General features: G+C 70.6%; 16 protein-coding genes and 1 pseudogene. 9 read left to right on the forward strand and 8 right to left on the reverse strand.

Features of this window, described 5'->3' with window-relative positions; translation table 11 throughout:
• Nucleotides 1–19 precede the first annotated feature (19 nt).
• Together ACK4UM_RS08845 and ACK4UM_RS08850 are read left to right on the forward strand one after the other, a co-directional pair.
• Nucleotides 20–1,021: an adenosine kinase gene (locus ACK4UM_RS08845; protein ID WP_409797890.1), complete on the forward strand. Its 1,002-nt coding sequence runs from the start codon at nt 20–22 to the stop codon at nt 1,019–1,021.
• 13 nt (nt 1,022–1,034) lie between these two features.
• Complete coding sequence (locus tag ACK4UM_RS08850; protein ID WP_409797892.1) at nt 1,035–1,607, forward strand: peroxiredoxin; 573 nt, start codon at nt 1,035–1,037, stop codon at nt 1,605–1,607.
• Between the two features lie 30 nt (nt 1,608–1,637).
• Here the strand turns inward: ACK4UM_RS08850 and ACK4UM_RS08855 are convergent, their stop codons facing one another.
• From ACK4UM_RS08855 to ACK4UM_RS08870, 4 genes are read right to left on the reverse strand one after another with little or no spacing between them, the layout of a single operon-like run.
• Nucleotides 1,638–3,320: an ABC transporter ATP-binding protein gene (locus ACK4UM_RS08855; protein WP_409797894.1), complete on the reverse strand. Its 1,683-nt coding sequence runs from the start codon at nt 3,318–3,320 to the stop codon at nt 1,638–1,640.
• Nucleotides 3,321–3,322: 2 nt separating this feature from the next.
• On the reverse strand, nt 3,323–4,462 hold the full coding sequence (locus ACK4UM_RS08860) for an ABC transporter permease (RefSeq protein WP_409797895.1): 1,140 nt from the start codon (nt 4,460–4,462) through the stop codon (nt 3,323–3,325).
• Nucleotides 4,463–4,486: 24 nt separating this feature from the next.
• Nucleotides 4,487–5,407 (reverse strand): ABC transporter permease subunit, encoded by a 921-nt coding sequence (locus ACK4UM_RS08865; RefSeq protein WP_409797897.1) that lies wholly within the window; start codon nt 5,405–5,407, stop codon nt 4,487–4,489.
• A gap of 57 nt (nt 5,408–5,464) precedes the next feature.
• On the reverse strand, nt 5,465–7,060 hold the full coding sequence (locus ACK4UM_RS08870; protein ID WP_409797899.1) for a peptide ABC transporter substrate-binding protein: 1,596 nt from the start codon (nt 7,058–7,060) through the stop codon (nt 5,465–5,467).
• A 181-nt stretch (nt 7,061–7,241) separates the two neighbouring features.
• On the opposite strand from ACK4UM_RS08870, the gene ACK4UM_RS08875 reads away from it, so the two are divergent.
• The 6 genes and pseudogenes from ACK4UM_RS08875 (at nt 7,242) to ACK4UM_RS08900 (ending at nt 14,911) form a co-directional block, all read left to right on the forward strand.
• Nucleotides 7,242–7,934 carry a DUF1236 domain-containing protein gene (locus ACK4UM_RS08875; protein ID WP_409797901.1) on the forward strand — a complete coding sequence of 231 codons (693 nt, stop codon included), beginning with the start codon at nt 7,242–7,244 and terminating at the stop codon, nt 7,932–7,934.
• Nucleotides 7,935–8,094: 160 nt separating this feature from the next.
• Nucleotides 8,095–8,649: pseudogene (locus ACK4UM_RS08880) on the forward strand (GbsR/MarR family transcriptional regulator); the annotation flags it as partial.
• 167 nt (nt 8,650–8,816) lie between these two features.
• Nucleotides 8,817–10,193, forward strand: a complete 1,377-nt coding sequence (locus ACK4UM_RS08885; protein WP_409797903.1) for a cytochrome ubiquinol oxidase subunit I — start codon at nt 8,817–8,819, stop codon at nt 10,191–10,193.
• A gap of 16 nt (nt 10,194–10,209) precedes the next feature.
• Entirely contained in the window at nt 10,210–11,223 is a 1,014-nt protein-coding gene (locus tag ACK4UM_RS08890; protein ID WP_409797905.1) for a cytochrome d ubiquinol oxidase subunit II, read from the forward strand.
• A gap of 246 nt (nt 11,224–11,469) precedes the next feature.
• Entirely contained in the window at nt 11,470–12,075 is a 606-nt protein-coding gene (locus ACK4UM_RS08895) for a hypothetical protein (protein ID WP_409797906.1), read from the forward strand.
• The gene (locus ACK4UM_RS08900) at nt 12,005–14,911 is read left to right on the forward strand and encodes an EAL domain-containing protein (protein WP_409797908.1); all 2,907 of its coding nucleotides are present in this window, start codon (nt 12,005–12,007) and stop codon (nt 14,909–14,911) included. Before ACK4UM_RS08895 ends, ACK4UM_RS08900 begins: the two co-directional genes overlap by 71 nt.
• A gap of 123 nt (nt 14,912–15,034) precedes the next feature.
• On the opposite strand, the gene ACK4UM_RS08905 is transcribed toward ACK4UM_RS08900, so the two are convergent.
• The 4 genes from ACK4UM_RS08905 to mnmG are packed head-to-tail and all read right to left on the reverse strand — an operon-like array spanning nt 15,035 to nt 19,412.
• Nucleotides 15,035–15,916, reverse strand: a complete 882-nt coding sequence (locus ACK4UM_RS08905; RefSeq protein ID WP_409797910.1) for a ParB/RepB/Spo0J family partition protein — start codon at nt 15,914–15,916, stop codon at nt 15,035–15,037.
• 10 nt (nt 15,917–15,926) lie between these two features.
• The gene (locus tag ACK4UM_RS08910) at nt 15,927–16,817 is read right to left on the reverse strand and encodes a ParA family protein (RefSeq protein WP_409797912.1); all 891 of its coding nucleotides are present in this window, start codon (nt 16,815–16,817) and stop codon (nt 15,927–15,929) included.
• Nucleotides 16,818–16,830: 13 nt separating this feature from the next.
• The gene (rsmG, locus tag ACK4UM_RS08915) at nt 16,831–17,520 is read right to left on the reverse strand and encodes a 16S rRNA (guanine(527)-N(7))-methyltransferase RsmG (RefSeq protein ID WP_409797914.1); all 690 of its coding nucleotides are present in this window, start codon (nt 17,518–17,520) and stop codon (nt 16,831–16,833) included.
• Entirely contained in the window at nt 17,517–19,412 is a 1,896-nt protein-coding gene (gene mnmG / locus ACK4UM_RS08920; protein ID WP_409797916.1) for a tRNA uridine-5-carboxymethylaminomethyl(34) synthesis enzyme MnmG, read from the reverse strand. Before mnmG ends, rsmG begins: the two co-directional genes overlap by 4 nt.
• Before the next feature lie 172 nt (nt 19,413–19,584).
• On the opposite strand from mnmG, the gene mnmE reads away from it, so the two are divergent.
• Nucleotides 19,585–20,955, forward strand: a complete 1,371-nt coding sequence (gene mnmE / locus ACK4UM_RS08925; protein WP_409797918.1) for a tRNA uridine-5-carboxymethylaminomethyl(34) synthesis GTPase MnmE — start codon at nt 19,585–19,587, stop codon at nt 20,953–20,955.
• Nucleotides 20,956–20,962 lie beyond the last annotated feature (7 nt).

Here is a 20,962-nt window from a genome sequence, read left to right on the forward strand (position 1 = left end):
CCTCCGGAGACACCGCCCGATGCTCGACGTCCTCACCCTCGGCAACGCCATCGTCGACGTGATCGCCCATACCGACGATGACTTCCTCGTCGCCGAGAAGCTGCACAAGGGCTCGATGAACCTCATCGACGAGGCGCGGGCGATGGACCTCTACGGGCGGATGGGCCAGGCGACCATCATGTCCGGAGGCGCTGCCGCCAACACCGCCGCCGGCGTCGCCGCGCTCGGCCGAAGGGCGGGCTTCATCGGCAAGGTGCGCAACGACGAGGCGGGCGCGCTCTACCGCCACGACATGCGTGCGGTCGGCATCCGCTTCGAGACGCCGGACGCGACCGACGGCCCGGCCACCGCGCGCTCGTTCATCCTGGTGACGCCCGACGGCGAGCGCACGATGAACACCTATCTCGGCGCCTGCCAGAACCTCACCCCCGCCGATATCGACGAGGACACGGTGCGCTCCGCGCGGGTCGTCTATCTCGAGGGCTATCTGTGGGACCCGCCGCAGGCGAAGGAGGCTTTCCGCAAGGCCGTCGCGATCGCCCACGCGGCCGGCAACAAGGTCTCGCTCACCCTCTCCGACAGCTTCTGCGTGGACCGGTATCGCGACGAGTTCCTCGAGCTGATCCGCACCGGCGCGGTCGACATCCTGTTCGCCAACATCCACGAGGTGAAGGCGCTCTACCAGACGGCGGATGCGGAGACCGCGCTCGCCGCCCTGCGCGCGGAGGACACGCCGCACGCGCTCCTCTCGGTGGTGACGCGCTCCGAAGCGGGCTCGCTCGTGATCTCGCGCGACCGCACCCGCGCGGTGGACGCCTTCGCGGTCGACCGGATCGTCGATTCGACCGGTGCCGGCGACCTCTTCGCGGGCGGCTTCCTCGCCGGGCTCGCGCACGGGCTCGACGAGGTCGGCTGCGCGCGCCTCGGCGCGATGGCGGCGGCGGAGGTGATCTCGCACATGGGCGCGCGCCCGCAGCGCAACCTCCTCGACATGGCCCGAGAGAACGGTATCCTCGCCTGATCGAGGAGATGCCATGAGCCATCTGCAGCCGCCGTCCGTCGACTGGTCGACCTTGCCCGCTCCGATCGACGACGGGGCCGCGGCCCATCTCGTCGGGCGCGCCCTGCCCGACGTCACGCTGCCGGCGACCGACGGGTCGTCGGTGCGGCTCTCCGAGATCGGCGGGACGGCCGTTCTCTATCTCTACCCGATGACCGCCACGCCCGGCATCGCCCTGCCGAGCGACTGGGACGCGATCCCCGGCGCGCGCGGCTGCACCCCGCAATCCTGCGCCTTCCGCGACCATTTCGACGAGCTGCGGGAGGCCGGCGCGCAGGCGGTGTTCGGAATTTCGATGCAGGATCCGGCGGAGCAGCGGGAGGCGCAGGCGCGGCTCCACCTCCCCTTCCCGCTCCTCTCCGATGCCGATGGCGCGCTCGCGCAGGCGCTCGCTCTGCCGACCTTCGAGGCGGGCGGGCGTCGCCTCCACAAGCGGCTGACGATGATCGCCCGCGACGGCGTCGTGGCGACGGTGTTCTACCCGATCTTTCCGCCGGACCGGAACGCGGGCGACGTGGTCGCCTGGCTGCGGGCCAATCCGGCTTGAGATGTTTCACGTGAAACGCGCGGGCGCCGCCTAGCCGATCGCCGCGCCGCTCTCGTCGCGATACGGCTCCGACCCGAGGCCGGCGTCCTGCCGGAAACGCGTCGCCGCGTAGGCGGCTTCCATCAGGGTCTGCGTATAGGCGCTCCGGGGAGCCTCGAAGATCGCCCTGGTCGGGCCCTCCTCGACGACCTTGCCGTTCTTCATGACGATGACGTAGTCCGCCATCGCCCGCACGACCGCGAGATCGTGGCTGATGAAGAGGAAGGCGAGGCGGTGGCGGTCCTGGAGATCGCGCAGAAGCTCGACGATCTGCTTCTGAACGGAGCGGTCGAGCGCCGAGGTCGGCTCGTCGAGCACGACGACGCGGGGCTTGAGGATGATGGCTCTGGCGATGGCGATGCGCTGGCGCTGCCCGCCGGAGAATTCGTGCGGATAGCGGTTGCGCATCGAGGGATCGAGCCCGACCTCGCGCAGGGCCTCGACGGCGCGGGCATCGCGGGCGCGGCCGGTGAGCTCAGGCTCGTGGACGAGGAGGCCCTCGGTCACGATCTGGCCCACCGTCATGCGCGGCGACAACGAGCCGAACGGGTCCTGGAAGACGAGCTGCAGCGCCTTTCGCAAGGGGCGCATCTCGCCGCGCGTCGCCTGCGAGATGTCGCGCCCCATGAAGGCCACCCGGCCCTCCGACGGCAGGAGCCGCAGGAGCGCGCGCCCGAGCGTCGACTTGCCCGAGCCCGATTCGCCCACGATTCCGATCGTCTGCCCGGCTCGCAGCGTCAGCGAGACGCCGTCGACCGCGCGCAGCAGATGCGCCGGCCCCTTCAGGAAGCCGCCGCCGATCGGGAAGGTGACCCGCACGCCCTCCCCGGCCAGCGCGATGGGCGCGCTCTCCGGCACGGGGCTCTTCTCGCCCGTCGGCTCCGCGTCGATCAGCATGCGCGTATAGGGATGGCGCGGCTCGGCGAAGACGCGCTGCGCGTCCCCCGTCTCCACGATCTCCCCTCGGCGCATCACCGCGACGCGGTCGGCGAAGCGGCGCACGATGCCGAGATCGTGCGTGATGAACACGATCGCCATGCCCCGCTCGCGCTGGAGATCGGCCAAGAGCGTCAGGATCTGCGCCTGGACGGTGACGTCGAGGGCGGTGGTCGGCTCGTCGGCGATCAGGAGATCGGGATCGTTGGCGAGCGCCATCGCGATCATCACGCGCTGGCGCTGCCCGCCGGAGAGCTCGTGGGGATAGGCGTCGATGCGCCGGCCGGGATCGGGAATGCCGACGCGATCGAGAAGCGCGATCCCCTTCTCGCGCGCGGCCTTGCGCGAGAGTCCCCGATGGTGGCGCATCGGCTCGGCGAGCTGGCGGCCGATCCGGTAGAGCGGATCGAGGGAGGTCATCGGCTCCTGGAAGATCATCGTGATCTTCTCGCCGCGAATGCGATCGAGGGCGCGCGGACGCATGCCCACCAGGTTCTCCCCCCGATAGAGCGCCTGGCCGGTGGCGACGCCGTTTCCGGCGAGGAGGCCCATCGCCGCCATCATCGATTGGCTCTTGCCCGAGCCCGATTCGCCGACGATGGCCACGGTTTCGCCGGGCATCACGTCGAGATCGATGCCGCGCACCGCCTCGACGATGCCGTCGTTCGTGCGGAACGACACCTTCAGATCCCGGAGCGAGAGGATCGGCGCGCCTGTCCCTGTGGTCGGATCGGCCATGCTCAGCGGTCCTTCGGATCGAGGGCGTCGCGCAGGCCGTCGCCGAGAAAGTTGAGCGCGAACAGGATGGCGATCAGGGTCGCCGCGGGGAAGACGAGCATCCACGGCGCGCCCTGCATGTTCGCGGCGCCCTCCGAGATGAGCACGCCGAGCGAGGTCAGGGGCTCCTGCACGCCGAGCCCGAGGAAGGACAGGAAGCTCTCGAGCAGGATCACCTTGGGCACGAGCAGCGTCAGGTAGACGACGACCGGACCGAGCGTGTTCGGCACGATGTGCCGGCGCAGGATGCCGGAGGCCTCGACGCCGAGCGCCTCCGCCGCCTGCACGAATTCCTGCCGCTTCAACGAGAGCGTCTGCCCGCGCACGATGCGGGCCATGTCCAGCCACTCGATCGCGCCGACCGCGAGGAAGATCAGCACGAAGTTCCGGCCGAAGAACACCACGAGCAGGATCACGAAGAAGATGAACGGCAGGGCGTAGAGCACGTCGACGAAGCGCATCATCACCGCATCGACCCGCCCGCCCGCATAGCCCGCCACCGCGCCGTAGGTGACGCCGATCACGAGCGCGACGAGCGAGGCGAGGAGGCCGATCGCGAGCGAGATCCGCACCGCGACGAGGGTGCGCGAGAACAGGTCGCGCCCGTTGGCGTCCGTGCCGAACAGGAAACGCAGGCGCTGCACGTCCGCCTCGAGCACGCCGCTCGTCCCGTCGGGCGCGACATCGACGAGGCGGGCGGCGCCGAACAGGTCGGAGCGGTCGAGATAGCGCGGGAGCCGCGGGTCGAGGCCGCCCTCGGCCGAGACCGGCGCGCGCACCGTCTCCCCGTCGACCTCGACCTCGCCCACCACGACCCGGGCCCGGGCCAGCGCCCGCTCGAAAGCCGGGACGATGCGCTCGGCGCGCGGATAGGGCTCCAGGCTCGCGGGCACGCGGACATATTGCGGATAGACCGTGTCGTAGGCGTGCGGGGTGAGCGTGGGGCCGACGATGCTCGCGATGCCGAGCACGATCAGGAGGATGCCGCTCGCGACCGCCGCGCGGTTGCGGCGCAGGCGGATCCAGGCGTCGCTCCACAAGGAGCGCTGCGGCCCGGAGACCGGCGGGGCGTCGAGGGCGGTGTCGAGGTCTCGCGTCGTCATGGGGCTCGGCTCATGAGGCTCGGCTCAGCGGTCGAAGCGCACGCGCGGATCGATGAGCGCGTAGGCGATGTCGACGAGGAGGTTGAAGGCGACGACGAAGAGCGCGATCACGACCACGGTGCCCATCACGAGCGTGTAGTCGCGCGCGAGCGCGCCGAGGACGAAATAGCGGCCGATGCCGGGAATGCCGAAGATCGTCTCGACCACGACGGACCCCGTCAGCAGCGCCGCGGCGGCCGGGCCGAGATAGGACACGACCGGCAGGATCGCCGCGCGCAGCGCGTGCGTGATCACGACGGTGCGGGCCGGCAGGCCGTAGGCGCGGGCGGTGCGCACGTGGTTCGCCCGCAGCGCCTCGATCGTCGCGCCGCGCGTCATGCGGGCGATGATCGCGATCTGCGGCAGCGCGAGCGTGATCACGGGCAGGACGAGGTGGCGCGGCTCGCCCCAGCCGCCGGCGGGCAGGATGCCGAGCCACACCCCGAAGAGCAGGCTCAGGACGGGCGCGACCACGAAATTCGGGATCGTGATGCCGAAGGTGGCGATGCCGACGACCGCGTAATCCGCGCCGCGGTTCTGCTTGAGCGCCGCGATCACGCCGAGCGTTCCGCCGACGAGGAGCGCGAGGAGGAGCGCGAGCGCGCCGAGCGTCGCTGAAACCGGCAGACCGAGGCGGAACAGCTCGCCGACCGAAAAGTCGCGCCGGGTGAAGCTCGGTCCGAACTCGCCCTGCGCGAGATTGCCGAGATAGAGGAGGTATTGGCGCCAGAGCGGCTGGTCGAGATGGAAGGCCGCGTTGATGTTCTGCATGATCAGCGGATCGATCGGCCGCTCGAGGTCGAACGGGCCGCCGGGCGCGAGCCGGATCATGAAGAAGGCGATCGTGACGATCACGAAGATCGTCGGAATGGCACCGGCGAGGCGCCTGAGAACGTAGCCGAGCATGGCGATGTCCCGATCGCGGCGCCCGGGGCGATGGCTCCCGGGCGCCGCATTCCAGCGTCAGTTCAGCGACAGGAAGCGCGTCCCGTGGACGTTCATGATGTTGTCCTCCCAGCCCTGCAGCCGCGGCGAGACGAGCGAACGCGACGTGTAATAGAGGATCGGGATGGCGGGGACGTGCTCGAGGAACAGCCGCTCGGCGTCCGCGAGGATCTCGGCGCGGGCGTCGAGGTCGGTCTCCTGCGCGGCCTGCGCCATGAGGGCGTCGTAGTCCTCGTTCGCCCAGCGCGGATAGTTGAAGCCGAGATTGTCGGATTCGTAGAGGAAGAGGAAGTTCTGCGGGTCGTTGTAGTCCCCGATCCAGCCGGCGCGGGCGATGTCGAAATCGCCGTCGGCGCGCAGGAAGGGGAAGTAGGTCGCGCCTTCCATCTCGGTCAGCGTCGAATTGATGCCGATCGAACGCAGCATCTCGCCGAGAGCCGTCATGGTGTTGCGGTTGTTCTCGGAGGTGTTGTAGCGCAGGTCGACCGTCAGCGAGCCCTCGGCGACGCCCGCCTCGGCGAGGAGCTCGCGGGCGCGGTCCTCGCGATCGAGGATGTCCTCGTCGGCATAGGGCAGCTGCACGCCATCGACGTAGTTCGCGATGCCGGGCGGCACGAGCGAATAAGCGGGGATCATGGTGCCCGACCAGATCTCCTCGGCGAGGAACTCGCGGTCGATCACGAGCGAGATCGCCCGGCGCACCCGCGGATCGGAGAGGACGGGCTTCGTCGTCTTCACCGGCAGATAATAGATGCCGAGATAGGGCGCGATGCGCACCTGATCGCCGAGGCGCCCGCGCAGATCGGCGAGCTGCTCGGTCGGCAGATCGGAGCAGGACTGCACCTCGCCCGCCTCGAAGCGGCGCACGCACGCGGCGCGATCCTCGAAGGGAATGTAGTTGACGACGTCGATCGAGACCTCGTCGGCGGCGTGGAAATGCGGGTTCGCGACGAGCGTGATGCGGTCGTTCGGCACGAAGGCCTGGAGCATGAAGGCGCCGTTCGAGACGAGATTGCCCGGCCGCGTGAAGGCGTCGCCGTGCGCCTCGACGGAGGGGCGATGGAGCGGCAGCGCCGTCTGGTGGGTGAGGAGCTCGAGGAAATAGGGGGTGGGCGCCTCGAGCGTGATCTCGAGCGTGCGCTCGTCCACCGCGCGGGCGCCGAGCTCCTCCTTGTCCATCTCGCCGCGATTGATCGCGGCCGCGTTCAGGATCGGATAGAGGATGTTGGCATAGCCCGCGGCGGTCGCGGGATCCTGGATGCGGCGCAGCGCGAACACGAAGTCCTCGGCCACGACCGGGTCGCCGTTCGACCAGCGCGCGTTCTCGCGCAGGCGGAAGGTGTAGACCGTGCCGTCCTCGGAAATCTCCCAGCTCTCCGCGACGCCGGGGATCACGGTCGCGGCCGTATCGTAGACCACGAGGCCCTCGTAGAGATCGCGCAGCACGTGAGCCTCGGCGATCGTCGAGGTCTTGTGCTGGTCGAGCGAGGCGGGATCGGTGTCGTTGCCGCGATTGTAGACGATCTCCTGCGCGAAGGCCGGGACGCCGGCGGCGCCGAGCGAGAGCACGAGCGCCGCTGACAGCGCGCTCGCCTTGAGAACGGTCTTGATCATGTCGGGTCTCCCTCCCGTCTGCATACGCGCGAGACGGTTGAGATCTAAACTATCCGCCGCCAATTCCACACGCAAGCGTGGCTATTTGCCAAGGTCGTGAGCCGGATCTTCATCGGGAACACGGCTGCGGATTCGGCGTTCTTGCGCTCACTCCGAACGGGAGACAAGAAAGGGAAACCTCATGACCCTGAAGAAGACTCTCCTCGCCGCGAGCGCTCTGACGCTCGCTTTCGCCGGTTCCGCCGCCGCCGAGATGTCGGCGCGCGCGACCACGGATCTCAACCTGCGCGCCGGCCCCGGCCCCGGCCACCAGGTCGTCGGCGTGATCCCCGCCGATGCCCAGGTGACGCTCGTCGGGTGCATCGAGGGCTCGCAATGGTGCCGCGTCACCTATGACGGGACGGAGGCCTGGGCCTTCTCCGCCTACCTGACCGGCGAGTTCGAAGGCGACCGCATCGTCGTCTCCGAGCGCATCGAGGCGGTCCCGCAGACCACCTTCGAGGGCGCCGGGACCGCGGCCGGCGGCACCGCCGGCTTGACGACGGGCGCGGTCGGCGGCGCGGTGATCGGCTCGATCATCGCCGGGCCGATCGGTGCGGCGGTCGGCGCCGTCGGCGGCGCGGCTGCGGGCGGCGTGACCGGCACGGCGGTGGGCGCGGCCTTCGAGCCGCCTCCGGAGCGCGTGCGCAGCTACGTCGTCGACAATCGCCCCGAGCCCGTCTTCCTCGAGGGCGAGGTCGTCGCCGGCGCCCGCCTGCCCGAGGTGGTCGAGCTGCGCCAGATCCCCGATTACGAATACCGCTTCGCGTATGTGAACGGCGTTCCGGTGATCGTCGAGCCGGCCGAGCGGCGCATCCTCTACGTCGTGCGTTGACGCGCCGCACCTGCGGCTCGACCGTGAGAGCGGGCGGGGAGCGATCCCCGCCCGTTTCCCGTTGGGCCAGCGCGCGAGCGCGACCGTGCGACCGCGCGCCACATGGATTCCTATCGGCCGCTTCCGATATTTCAGAAAATCCTGAAATTCCGGAAGAGCCATGAAACTCCCCCCGCTCGTCCAGACCTTCGTCCTGCATTTCGGTGAGATGGGCTCCCGGTGGGGGATCAATCGCACCGTCGGGCAGATCTACGCGCTCCTCTACGTCTCCCCGCAGCCTCTGTGCGCGGACGACATCGTGGAGGCGCTCGGGGTCTCGCGCTCGAACGTGTCGATGGGGCTGAAAGAGCTGCAGGCCTGGAATCTGGTGCGCCTGCAGCACAAGGCCGGCGACCGTCGCGACTTCTTCTCCGCCCCCGAGGACGTGGTCGCGATCCTGCGCACGCTGGCCGAGGAGCGCAAGAAGCGCGAATTCGACCCCACCCTCTCGCTCCTGCGCGAGACCCTGATGGAGGAGCCCGCCTCCGAGATCGAGCGCCATGCGCAGGAGCGCATGCGCGCCATGCACGATCTCATGGAGGAGCTCGGCGAATGGTACGAAGACGTGCGTGGCATCGAGAACGAGCGGCTGCTCGCCCTCGTGCGCCTCGGCTCGCGCGTCTCGCGCCTCCTCGAGATCGCCGACAAGATCCCCTTCGTCGGAGGGCGCCGCCGCCGTTCCGCCGAGGACGCGCAGGACGAGATCGCCGACGACGCCCCCCGCCGACCCGAGGCGAGCCGCCGGGACCAGACCTCCCGCGGCTCGTAGCCCGCCAGGAACGGCGCCCCGCGCGGGCGTCGATGCGCCCCTCGGACCTTGTCGACCATCATGGAGCCCCCGCCGTGGAGACCCTCCTTCTCTCGCGCATCCAATTCGGCGCGAACATCACCTTCCACATCCTCTTCCCGACGATCACCATCGCGCTCGGCTGGGTGCTGCTTTATTTCAAGCTCGCCTACGACCGCTCGAAGGACGAGGCGTGGATGGACGCCTATTTCTTCTGGGTGAAGGTCTTCGCCCTCACCTTCGCGCTCGGCGTCGTCTCCGGCATCACGATGTCCTTCCAGTTCGGCACCAATTGGCCGGGCTTCATGGAGCGGGTCGGCAACGTGGCGGGGCCGCTCCTCGCCTACGAGATCCTCACCGCCTTCTTCCTCGAGGCGACGTTCCTCGGCATCATGCTGTTCGGCTTCCGCCGCGTGCCGAACTGGGTCCATACGCTCGCGACCGTGCTCGTCGCCTTCGGCACCACGATGTCGGCCTTCTGGATCCTCGTCCTGAATTCCTGGATGCACACGCCGGCCGGCTTCGAGATCCGCGACGGCATCGTGCACGCGACCGATTGGTGGGCGATCGTCTTCAACCCGTCGATGCCCTACCGGCTCGCGCACATGCTGCTCGCCTCGGGGCTCACCGCCGCCTTCCTGATCGCGGGCATGTCGGCCTGGCGCTGGCTGCGCGGCGATCGCTCCGCCGCCGTGGCGAAGGCTCTGCGCACGGGCGTCGTCATGGGCGCGCTCCTGATCCCCGCCCAGATCCTCGCGGGCGACCTGCACGGCCTCAACACGCTCGAGCACCAGCCCGCCAAGGTCGCGGCCATGGAGGCCAATTGGGAGACGCGCGGCAACGTCCCCCTCGTCCTCTTCGCCCTGCCGGACCAGGAGGCGCGCGAGAACCGCTTCGAGCTCTCGATCCCGAGCGGCGCGAGCCTCATCCTCAAGCACCATCCCGAAGGCGTGGTGCCCGGGCTGAACGACTTCGTTCTCGAGGACGGCACCGTCATGCACCCCCCCGTCGCCCCCGTGTTCTGGGGATTCCGGATCATGGTGGGCACCGGCATGGCGATGCTCGCGCTCTCCTGGCTCGCCGCCTGGCAGCTGTGGCGGCGCGGGGGCGAGCTCCCGAAGCTCACGCTCTACGGCCTCGTCGGCATGACCTTCTCGGGCTGGGTCGCCACGGTCGCCGGCTGGTACGTCACCGAGATCGGCCGCCAGCCCTGGCTCGTCTCGGGCGTGCTGACGACGGCGGAGGCGGTCACCACGACCGGCGCCGGCACGGTGCTGACGAGCCTGATCGTCTATCTCGGGCTCTACGTGGTGCTGCTCGCCGCCTATATCGGCGCGCTCTACCACCTCGCCCGCAAGGCGGGGAAGGCCGCTCCCGCCGCCGCGCCGATCGCGCAGGGCGGCGAAGGCCTCGCCGCCAATCCCGCCCGCTGACCCGAGGAAGACGGACATGGACGCCATTCTCATGGGCCAATCCTGGCTCCCCGTCGCCTTCGCCGCGCTCCTCGGCATCGCGATCCTCGCCTACGTCATCCTCGACGGCTACGATCTCGGGGTGGGCATCCTCACCGCGAGCGCGGCGGACGAGGCCCACAAGGACCGCATGGTCGCCTCGATCGGGCCGTTCTGGGACGCGAACGAGACCTGGCTCGTGCTCGCGGTCGGGCTCCTCCTCGTCGCCTTCCCCTTCGCGCAGGGCATCGTGCTGCAGGCGCTCTACCTCCCGGTCCTCGTCATGCTGGTGGGGCTCATCCTGCGCGGCGTCGCCTTCGACTTCCGCGCCAAGGTGGTGCCCGAGCGCAAGATCTGGTGGGATCGCGCCTTCTTCGCCGGGTCCCTCGTCGCCGCCCTCGCGCAGGGCTACATGCTCGGCCTCTACATCACCGGCTTCGAGCGCAGCGCGGCGAACGTCGCCTTCGCGATCCTCACGAGCGTCTGCGTCGCGGCGGGCTACGCCTTCATCGGCGCGACCTGGCTCATCCTGAAATGCGAGGGCGCGCTGCAGATCCTCGCGGTGCGCTGGGCGCGCGGCACGCTGTGGCTCGCCGCGCTCGGGCTCCTCGCCGTCTCGGTGGTGACGCCGCTCGTCTCGGAGCGGATCTTCGAGAAATGGTTCACGTTCCCTTACGTGGTGCTGCTCGCGCCGGTGCCTCTCGTCACGATCGGCCTCGTCTTCCTCCTCGCCCTCGTGCTCGGCACCTTGCCGGCCAAGGGGGACCGATTCGCCTGGGTGCCGTTCGCGGGCGCGATCGCGCTGTTCACGCTCGCCTTCTACGGGCTCGCCTATTCCTTCTTCCCCTACGTCGTGCCCGACACCATGACGATCTGGCAGGCGGCCGCGTCCGACGAATCGCTGATCATCATCTTCGTCGGCGCGCTCGTGGTGCTACCGGTGATCGCCGGCTACACCGCCTTGTCCTACGTGATCTTCGGCGGCAAGGCCACCGATTTGCGCTACGACTGAGTGCGCTGCTCGAGACCCGCCGCCCGCTCCCGCCGCGCCGATCCGCCGCTCGGCGGGGGCGACATCGAAGTCTCGCCTGTGGTAGACATCGGGCTCGCGCTGCGATTGTCGGCACGATCCACCGGACCTGCACGGAAAGAGCGCAGTTTACCGGTGGAACAACGTAGGTAGTCGGACGCAGCTGCCGAGTGTCGCGCGACAACGTATGTTAGCCTTTTCGCGCACGCGATTCGAGCCGAGACGCAGATGTCGAGCGAAGACGATCCCAATCGCGGCCTCGCACGCCTCCTGAAGGACGAGACCCGCGCCGCGCATCTCGAAGCCGAGCGGGTCTTCGTGCGTGCGGTGAAGGAAGGCGGGCTGGACGCCGGTCCGGCTCATCTCATGGGCCTGAACGTCGCCCTCGTCGCCTGGCTGACGCGCGAGGCGCGAGCCGTCGCGCCGTCGCCCCTCGCCGCCGAGATCGCCGAATTCGTCGCGGTCGTCGACGCCGCCCGCGCGCCCGCGCTCGCGATGCCGCCGCTTCCGCCCGGGCCCGCGCTCGAGAGCGAGGAGGAGATCGCCGGCGCCGCCTACGCCGTCTGCGGCTCGTTCCTGGGCGCGGCCGCGCTCGCCCGCGGATGGGGTACGGGATCGGTCCCGGGCTTTGCGGCCTTCTGCGCCGCGAGCGCGACGCTGGAGCGCCGTTGGCCCGCCTTTCGGCAGGCGCTCGACGCCTTCGGACGCGCGCATGCGGGCTGTGCCCAACACGCCGTGATCGGCGCCGAGCGCGCCTTCGCCTATGCGCGCGAGGTGGTCGCCACCTTGGGCGAGAGCCGGACGGCGATGCGCGCCGCGGAGCACGCCTCATGACACGCATCGCACCGCTCCCGCAGGACCATGTCGCGATCTGCGAAGCCGAGCCGATCACCACCCCGGCGCGATCCAGCCCTTCGGCGTCTTTCTCGCGATCGAGCCGGACGGCGAGCGCATCGCCTTCGCGAGCGCGAACGCGCAAGGCGAGCTCGGCCGCGCGGCGGGGGACCTGATCGGGGCCACGCTCGGCGATCTCTTCCCGGCGGAGCCCCTTCTCAAGCTGCGCGAGCTGATCCGCGCGGAGCGCTACGCGCCGACCAATTTCACGAGCGTGGTCCTGCCGAGCGGGCGGATGGCGGACGCGACCGTCCACCGGTCGGGCGCTTTCGTCCTCTTGGAGCTGATGCCGAAGGCGGCGGGCGATGCGGATCGCGAGGCGAGCCTCGCGGCTGCGGCGATCTCGCGGGCTCAGCTTCTCATCCAGGAGGTCCGGCGCGCGGCCGACCTCTCGGCCATGCTGACCGTGGCCGTCGACGAGATCCGCGCGCTGACCGGCTTCGCCCGCGTGATGGCCTATCGCTTCGATGACGACCATCACGGCGAAGTCGTCGCGGAATCGGTCGCGAGCGAGCTCGAGCCGTTCCTCGGCCTGCATTACCCGGCGACGGACATCCCGTCGCAGGCCCGCCGGATGTATCTCCTCCAGCGGGTGCGGCAGATTCCCGACGTCGAGGCGGTGCCCGTCGACGTTCTGGGGGCGCCGAGCGGGAACGGCGCGGCGGGAGGGCCCTCCACCGGTCCGCGCCAGCTCGATCTGACCTATTCCGTCCTGCGCGCCGTCTCGCCCTACCACGTCGAGTACCTGCGCAATATGGGCGTGCGCGCCACCTTCGCGATCTCGATCATCGTCGAGGATCGGCTGTGGGGCATGATCGTGGGCCATCATGACGCTCCGCGCGGGATCGATTGCACGATGCGCGGCCTGCTCGATCTCGTCGGGCAGACGCTGTCGATCATGGTCGACATCCGCGGCACCGCCGACCGGCGCAGCCAGCTCGCCGCCCGCAATGCCGCCCTCGAGACGATCGAGGCGGAACTCGCGGATGCCGACAGCATCGGCGCCGCGCTTGCCGCGGTCGGCGACGAGCTCCTCGAAGTGATGGGCGCGGGCGGCGCCTATGTGCGCATCGGCGGAGCGCAGGCGACATTCGGGATGACGCCGCCGGAATCGATCTGCCGATCCGTGCTCGCGCGCCTCTCTGAGGGCGAGACGAGCCACGCGGCGCATGCCGAGCTCGGCGCCGTCGATACGGGGCTGGTCGTCTGGCGGACGATCGCGAGCGGGGCGGCGGCGATCTTCCTGCCCAACAATCCCGGCGACGGCATCGTCTGGTTCCGGCCGGAGCGCCGCCATTCGGTGGCCTGGGGCGGCGACCCGACGGCGCCGATCCACGTCGATCCGCAGACCGGGCGGCTCGGGCCGCGCCGCTCCTTCGCCAAGTGGGTCGAGATCGTGGAGGGCACGAGCCAGCCCTTCACGGCGACGGATATCGAGGTCGCGCAACGCCTGCGCCGCGCGCTGATCACGAGCCTCCTGCGGATCTCCGAGGAGCGGCTGACCTGGGTGCGCAATTTCGATGCGCTGACCGGGCTCCTGCGTCGCGAGATCGCCGAGACGCGCCTGCGCCGAACCGTGGCCGCGATCGATCATGGCGTCGTCGGCGTGCTCCTCGTCGCCATCAATCGCCTCGGTGCGATCGCCGAGCGCTACGGCGTGCGGCAGGGCGAGCAGGTGCTCGTCGCCGCGGCTCGCCGGCTGCAGCAGACCATGCGCAAGGGCGAATTCTGCGCGCGCTTCGGCGAGGAGAGCTTCATGCTCGTCGTGCGGCGCGACGGCGTCGACGATCTGCGCCGGCTCGGCGCCGAAATCCTGGACCGCTTCCGCCAGCCGGTGCTGGAGGACGAGCGCGCGCTGACCGTCTCGGTGCGCGTCGGTATCGCCGTGCATCCGGGCGCATCGGCCGATCTTCTCGTGGCGACCGCGCTCGCGGCCGAGCGCGAGGCGGCGAAGGACAAGCGCGGGCGTTGGGTGCTGTTCGAGAGGCCTCCGGAGCGGCAGGCGCCGAGCGCCGCGGATTACGAGCTCGAGATCGCCCCCGCTCTGGCGCGCGGCGAGTTCCGTGCCGTGTTCCAGCCGATCGTTCGCCTCGCCGACGGGGTGACGGTGGGGGTCGAAGCGTTGGCGCGCTGGCGCAGCGCGCTGTTCGGCGACGTCTCGCCGGCTCTGTTCGTGCCCGCCGCGGTCGAGGCCGGGCAGATCTTCCCGCTGACCACGGCCATGCTCGACATGACCTTCAAGGCGACGGGCGCGGCCCTGCGCGAGGGGCGGCTCGATTACGTCAGCGTCAATCTCGATCTGAGCCTGCTCGAGCGCCGCAGCTTTCCGGCGGTCGTGCTCTCTGCGCTGCACCGCAACGGCCTGTCGGCCTCGCATCTCGTGCTCGAGGTGACCGAAAGCGCGCTCGCCTCGGAGAGCGCCATCGCCGCCCTCGCCCAGCTCCGCGAGACCGGCGTGCGCATCGCCATCGACGATTTCGGGGTCGGTTATTCCTCGCTCGCCTATCTCAGCCGCATGCCGATCGACCTCGTCAAGATCGACAGGGGCTTCATCGCAGGCGCCGCCAGCGACGATCGGGGGGCGGCCTTGTTCAGCTCGATCGCGAGCCTGATCGGCTCGCTCGGCTTCGCGGCGGTCGTCGAGGGCGTCGAGACGTCGGTGCAGCAGGGGATCGCGATCGCCCGCGGCTGCGTATACGGCCAGGGCTTCCTCTTCTCGCGCCCGCTGGAGGCCGACGCCCTCGCCGCTCATCTCGCCGGCGACCGCTCCGGGTGAAGTCCGGCAGGCGGACGATGCCGCGAGGGTTTCACGTGAAGGCGGCCCGCTTCTGCGGGCCGCAAGGGTTTCACGTGAAGGCGGCCCGCTCCAGCGGGCCGCTTGGGTTTCACGTGAAACCTCTCAGCCCCGACGCAGCGTCTCGCAGAGCGCGTCGAGCTGCTCCAGGCTGGCATAGCGGATGCGCACCTCGCCGCCCGCGCCCTTCTGGCTTATGCTCACGTCGAGCCCGAGCGCATCGATCAGGCTCTGCTCCAGCGCGCGGGTATCGGCATCCTTGGGCGCCTTGCCCTTCCGGCTCGGCGCCGCCTCCGCTTCGCTCGCCTCGCCGCGGGCCAGCCGCTCGACGTCGCGCACCGTCAGGCCCTTCTCGACGATGGCCTCCGCCACCGCCTCCGGATCCTCGACGGCGAGGAGGGCGCGGGCATGGCCGGCGGTGATCTCGCCGGAGGCGAGCTTGTCCTGCACGCTCTTCGGCAGCTTGGTGAGCCGCATCGTGTTGGCGACGTGCGAGCGGCTCTTGCCGATCACCTGCGCGAGCTCGGATTGCGAATAGCCGAAATCGGCGATCAGCTTCTCGTAGCCGCCGGCCTCTTCGAGGGCATTGAGATCGGTGCGCTGGACGTTCTCGACGATCGCGTATTCGAGCGCCGTGCGATCGTCCGCCTCGACGACGACGATCGGCACGTCGTGCAGGCCGGCGCGCTGCGCGGCACGCCAGCGGCGCTCGCCGGCGATGATCTCGTGGACGTCCTGCAGCCCGCGCAGCGCCCGCACCACGATCGGCTGGATGATGCCGCGCTCGCGGATCGACTGCGCGAGCTCGTCGAGATCGGCATCCGAGAAATGCTTGCGCGGATTGCGCGGGTTGGGGCGCAGGAACTCGATCGGCACGCGGCGCTGCCCGCGACCGCGATCGACGACGTTCATCTCGTCGCCCATGTCCCCGATCAGGGCGGCGAGCCCGCGTCCGAGACGCGGACGGTGCGCTGCTTCCTCGGCCATGTCCGTCTCCTTACGCCGCCTTCAGGGCGCGCTCGCGCTGGATGATCTCGGAGGCGAGCTTCAGGTAGGCCTGGCTCCCCGAGCATTTGAGGTCGTAGAGAAGCACGGGCTTGCCGTGCGACGGCGCCTCGGAGACGCGCACGTTCCGGGGAATCATGGTCTCGTAGACCTTGCCGCCCATGAAGGCGCGCACGTCCGCCACCACCTGGCCCGAGAGATTGTTGCGCGGATCGAACATGGTCAGGACGATCCCGTGGATGGTCAGGCGCGGATTGAGCGTGTCGCGGACCTGCTCGACCGTCTTCAGGAGCTGGCTCAGGCCTTCCAGCGCGAAGAACTCGCATTGCAGCGGCACGAGCACCGAATCGGAGGCCGCGAGCGCGTTGATCGTGAGGAGGTTCAGCGAGGGCGGGCAATCGATGAGGATGTAGGTGAAGGGCTCCGTGCGCAGCCCGTCGCCGAGCGCGAGGCCGTCGATCGCGATCTTGAGCCGGTGGGCGCGGTTGCGCGCGCTGGCGATCTCGAGTTCGACTCCGAGGAGATCGAGCGTGGACGGCGCGACGAACAGCCCCGGCACCGCCGTTTCCAACACCGTCGAACGCAGCTCCGCCTCGCCGGTGAGGACGTGATAGGTCGACAGGCGCCGCTGCCGACGCTCGATGCCGAGCCCGGTCGAGGCGTTGCCCTGCGGGTCGAGATCGAGCACCAGAACCTTCTCGCCGATCGCCGCGAGCGCCGTGCCGAGATTGATCGCCGTCGTCGTCTTGCCGACCCCGCCCTTCTGGTTGGCGAGGGCGATCACGCGCGGGCGGCGCGTCGGGCGCGGTGCGTCGGTGGCCGGGCCGCGGGACGAATCCTCGTCCGCGTCGGATCGCGCCGCTTCGCTCGTCTCGATGGTCATGACAATCGTCTCGTCAGCGCCGGGCGACCCGCAGGATGGTCCCACGCGAATCGCTCCGGCTCGGGATGTCGTCGACGTGCAGACTCGGATATTGCGCGAGCGCGGTCAATTCCGACGCCACCCTCTCGCCTTTCGGAAACAGGCCGATCGTGCCGGTTTTCAACAGCTCGCCGCACCAGCCGACGAGCTTGTCGAGCGGCGCGAGGGCCCGGGCGGTGACGATGTCGGTGCGGCCGACGAAATCGCCGATCACGTCCTCGATCCGCGCCGCGTGCACGCGGACCGGCGCGCCGGTCAGCCGGGCCACGTGGCGCAGGAAGGCGCATTTGCGGGAATTCGCCTCGACGAGGTCGACTTGCGCGCCCGGACGCTCGGCGAGCGCGATGGCGAGGACGAGCCCCGGAAAGCCCGCCCCGGAGCCGAGATCGAGCCAACGCGTCGCCTCCGGCGGCGCGCAATCGAGGAGCTGGAGCGAATCGGCGACGTGGCGGTGCCAGATCTCGTCGAGCGTGCCCGGCCCGACGAGGTTCTTCGCGCTCTGCCAGCGGCGCAGCTCGGCGACGAGGATCTCGAGGCGCGCGCGTGTTTCACGTGAAACATGGAACGGCGCGAGCGCCTCGTCCGGATCGTCCGGACGGACCTGCGCCGGCTTCGCGAGAGCGGGCCTCGCCGCACCGGGGCGCTTGCCGGAACCGGGCCTCATTCCGCAGCCTCGACCGATTCAGTGGCGGGCGACACGTCCCGATCGCGCCGCGTCCGCCGCCGCGAATGGGCGGCGAGGAGCGTCAGGGCCGCGGGCGTCATGCCCTCGATCCGGGCCGCCTGTCCGAGCGTCCGCGGCGCCACCCGCGCGAGCTTGAGGCGGATCTCGTTCGAGAGACCGGGCAGCGCGGAAAAGTCGAGATCGGCGGGGATGAGGACGCTCTCGTCGCGGCGATGGGCGGCGATGTCGGCCGCCTGCCGCTCGAGATAGACCGCATAGAGCGCATCCGTCTCGAGCCGCTCGCGCAAGGCCCCGTCGATCGGCGCGAGATCCGGCCAGAGCCGGACGAGGTCTCCGAAGCCGATATGCGGATAGGACAGGAGCTGGAAGGCGCTGCGGCGGATGCCATCGTGGTTGAGCGCGAGCCCGGCGCGGGCCGCCTCCTGGGGCGTCGCGTTCAGCGATTCGAGCCGGGCCCGCGCTGCCAGGAGCCGCTCCTGCGCGGCGGCGAAGCGCGCCGCCCGTTCGGACCCGACGCAGCCCGCCGCGAGACCGACCGGCGTGAGCCGCTCGTCGGCATTGTCGACGCGCAGGCTCAGCCGGTATTCCGAGCGCGAGGTGAACATCCGATACGGCTCGCTGACGCCCCGCGTCACGAGGTCGTCGACGAGGACGCCGATATAGGAGCCCGCGCGATCGAGCACGATGCCCTCCCCGCCGCCCGCGCGCAGGGCCGCGTTGAGCCCCGCGAGGAGGCCCTGCGCCGCCGCCTCCTCGTAGCCGGTCGTGCCGTTGATCTGGCCGGCCAGGAACAGGCCGGCGATCCGCTTCGTCTCGAGCGTCGGGGCGAGCGCGCGCGGGTCGACGTAATCGTACTCGATCGCATAGCCAGGACGCAGCATCACGGCGCGCTCCAGGCCGGGGATCGCCGCGAGCACGCCGCGCTGCACCTCCTCCGGCAACGAGGTCGAGATGCCGTTCGGATAGACGGTCGGGTCGTCGAGCCCCTCCGGCTCCAGGAAGATCTGGTGCCCGTCGCGGTCGCCGAAACGCACCACCTTGTCCTCGATCGAGGGGCAATAGCGCGGCCCCGTCGCTTCGATCGCGCCGGAATACATCGGCGCGCGGTGCAGGTTGTCGCGGATCAGATCGTGCGCGGCGGGCGTCGTGCGGGTGATGCCGCAGGCGATCTGAGGCGTGGCGATCCGATCGGTCAGCGTCGAGAAGGGGACCGGGTCGTCGTCCGCCTCCTGCACGTCGAGCCCCGACCAGTCGATCGTGCGCCCGTCGAGGCGCGGGGGCGTGCCGGTCTTCAGGCGCCCGAGCGCGAAGCCGAACCGCGCGAGCGTCTCCGAGAGCCCCAGCGACGGCGCTTCGCCGACGCGGCCGGCAGGGATCTTCACCTCGCCCATATGGATCAGCCCGCGCAGGAAGGTGCCGGTCGTGATCACGACGGCACCGGCCTCGAGCCGTCGCCCGTCCGCGAGAACGAGCGCGGCGACGCGGCCGTCCCGCACCTCGACGTCGTGCGCTTCGCCCGCGATGACGTCGAGCCCCGGGATCTCCGCGATCGCCGCCTGCATGGCGCGGGCGTAGAGCTTGCGATCGGCCTGGGTGCGCGGTCCGCGCACGGCGGGGCCCTTGCGGCGGTTGAGGAGGCGGAACTGGATGCCGGCGCGATCCGCCACCCGGCCCATCAGCCCGTCGAGCGCATCGATCTCGCGCACGAGGTGTCCTTTGCCGAGCCCACCGATCGCGGGATTGCAGGACATGGCGCCGATCGTGTCTTTCCGATGGGTCACGAGCGCCGTGCGTGCGCCGGTCCGCGCGGCGGCTGCGGCGGCCTCCGTGCCGGCATGGCCTCCCCCGACGACGATGACGTCGTATCGCATGAGCGCGTCCGCTCCCTCTCGCAATCCTCGCATGGCGGCGCCTATAGCACGTTTCGAGCGCGCGGGGGGAGCCCCGCCTGACGGCCGCTTGATCTCGCGGCGATCTCGTCGGACATGAAGGGCGCAGGCGCGCTCCCCGTCGAGCCCGCCGCCGTCACGAGGCCACCCTCCCATGTCGATATCCGCCGACGCCCCCGCCCACGAGACGATCTTCGCGCCCGCGTCCGGGATCGGCCGCGCGGCGATCTGCGTCGTGCGGCTCAGCGGGCCGGGGACGGCGCACGCGCTCGAGGCGCTCGCGGGCGCGCTGCCGGAGCCGCGGCGGATGAGCCTGCGGACGCTGCGGGATCCGCACAGCGGGGAGCCGCTCGATTCGGCGCTCGTCGTCTTCTTCCCCGGCCCTGCCTCCTTCACCGGCGAGGACATGGCGGAGCTGCACGTGCATGGCGGCGTCGCGACGCGGGCCGGCGTCCTCGCCGCCCTGTCGCGGCTGCCCGGCCTGCGGCTCGCGGAACCCGGGGAGATGACCCGCCGCGCCTTTCTCGGCGGGCGGATGGACCTCGCCGAAGTCGAGGGCCTCGCCGATCTCATCGACGCGCAGACCCGCGCCCAGGCGCGCCAGGCGCTGCGGCAGCTCTCCCGCGGCGGCATCGGCGCCAGAGCGCAGGCCTGGCGCGAGCGGCTGGTGGCGGCGCGCGCCACGATCGAGGCCGCGATCGATTTCTCCGACGAGGGCGACGTGCCCGTCGACGTCGCAGCCGGACTGGGCACCGAGGCGGGCGCGATCGCCGACGCGATGCGCGCGGCGCTGGCAGACGGACGGCGCGGCGAGCGGCTGCGCGAGGGTTTCGTCGTCGTGCTCGCGGGGCCGCCGAATGCCAGCAAGTCGACGCTCGTCAACGCGCTCGCCCGCCGCGACGTCGCCATCGTCTCGCCGATCGCGGGCACCACGCGCGACGCGATCGAGGTGTCGTGCGATCTCGGCGGGCTGCCGGTGACGCTCATCGACACAGCCGGCCTGCGCGAGACGCAGGACGCGGTGGAGGCGATCGGCGTCGCGCGCACGCGGGCGCGCATCGGGGAGGCCGATCTCGTCGTGTGGCTCGATCCCGCCGACGCGCCCGCGCCGCCGGATCCGGACCTCGCCGCCGAGGGCGCCGTGCTGCACGTGCGGGCGAAGGCGGATCTCGCGGGGGCGGGCGCGGAGGCGGGCGCACCGGCGCGGGACGCGATCGCGCTCAGCGCGGCGACGGGGGAGGGGATCGACGCGCTCCTCGCCCGCATCGAGGAGATCGCCCGCGCCGCGATGGGAGACGGCTCGGATGCGCTCGTCACCCGCGAGCGTCACCGCGTCGCCCTCGAACGCGCGGCCGAAGCCCTCGACCGTGCCCGCACCGTCCTCGACGCCGCCGGCGCCCTCCCGACCGAGCTCGCCGCGGAGGACCTGCGGCTTGCCACCCGCGCGCTCGAATCGGTCATCGGCCGGGTGGACGTGGAGGACGTGCTCGACGCCTTGTTCGCGTCGTTCTGCATCGGAAAGTGAGGGGTCT

Origin of the sequence: Salinarimonas sp., from assembly GCF_046292825.1 — a bacterium.
GTDB lineage: Bacteria > Pseudomonadota > Alphaproteobacteria > Rhizobiales > Beijerinckiaceae > Salinarimonas.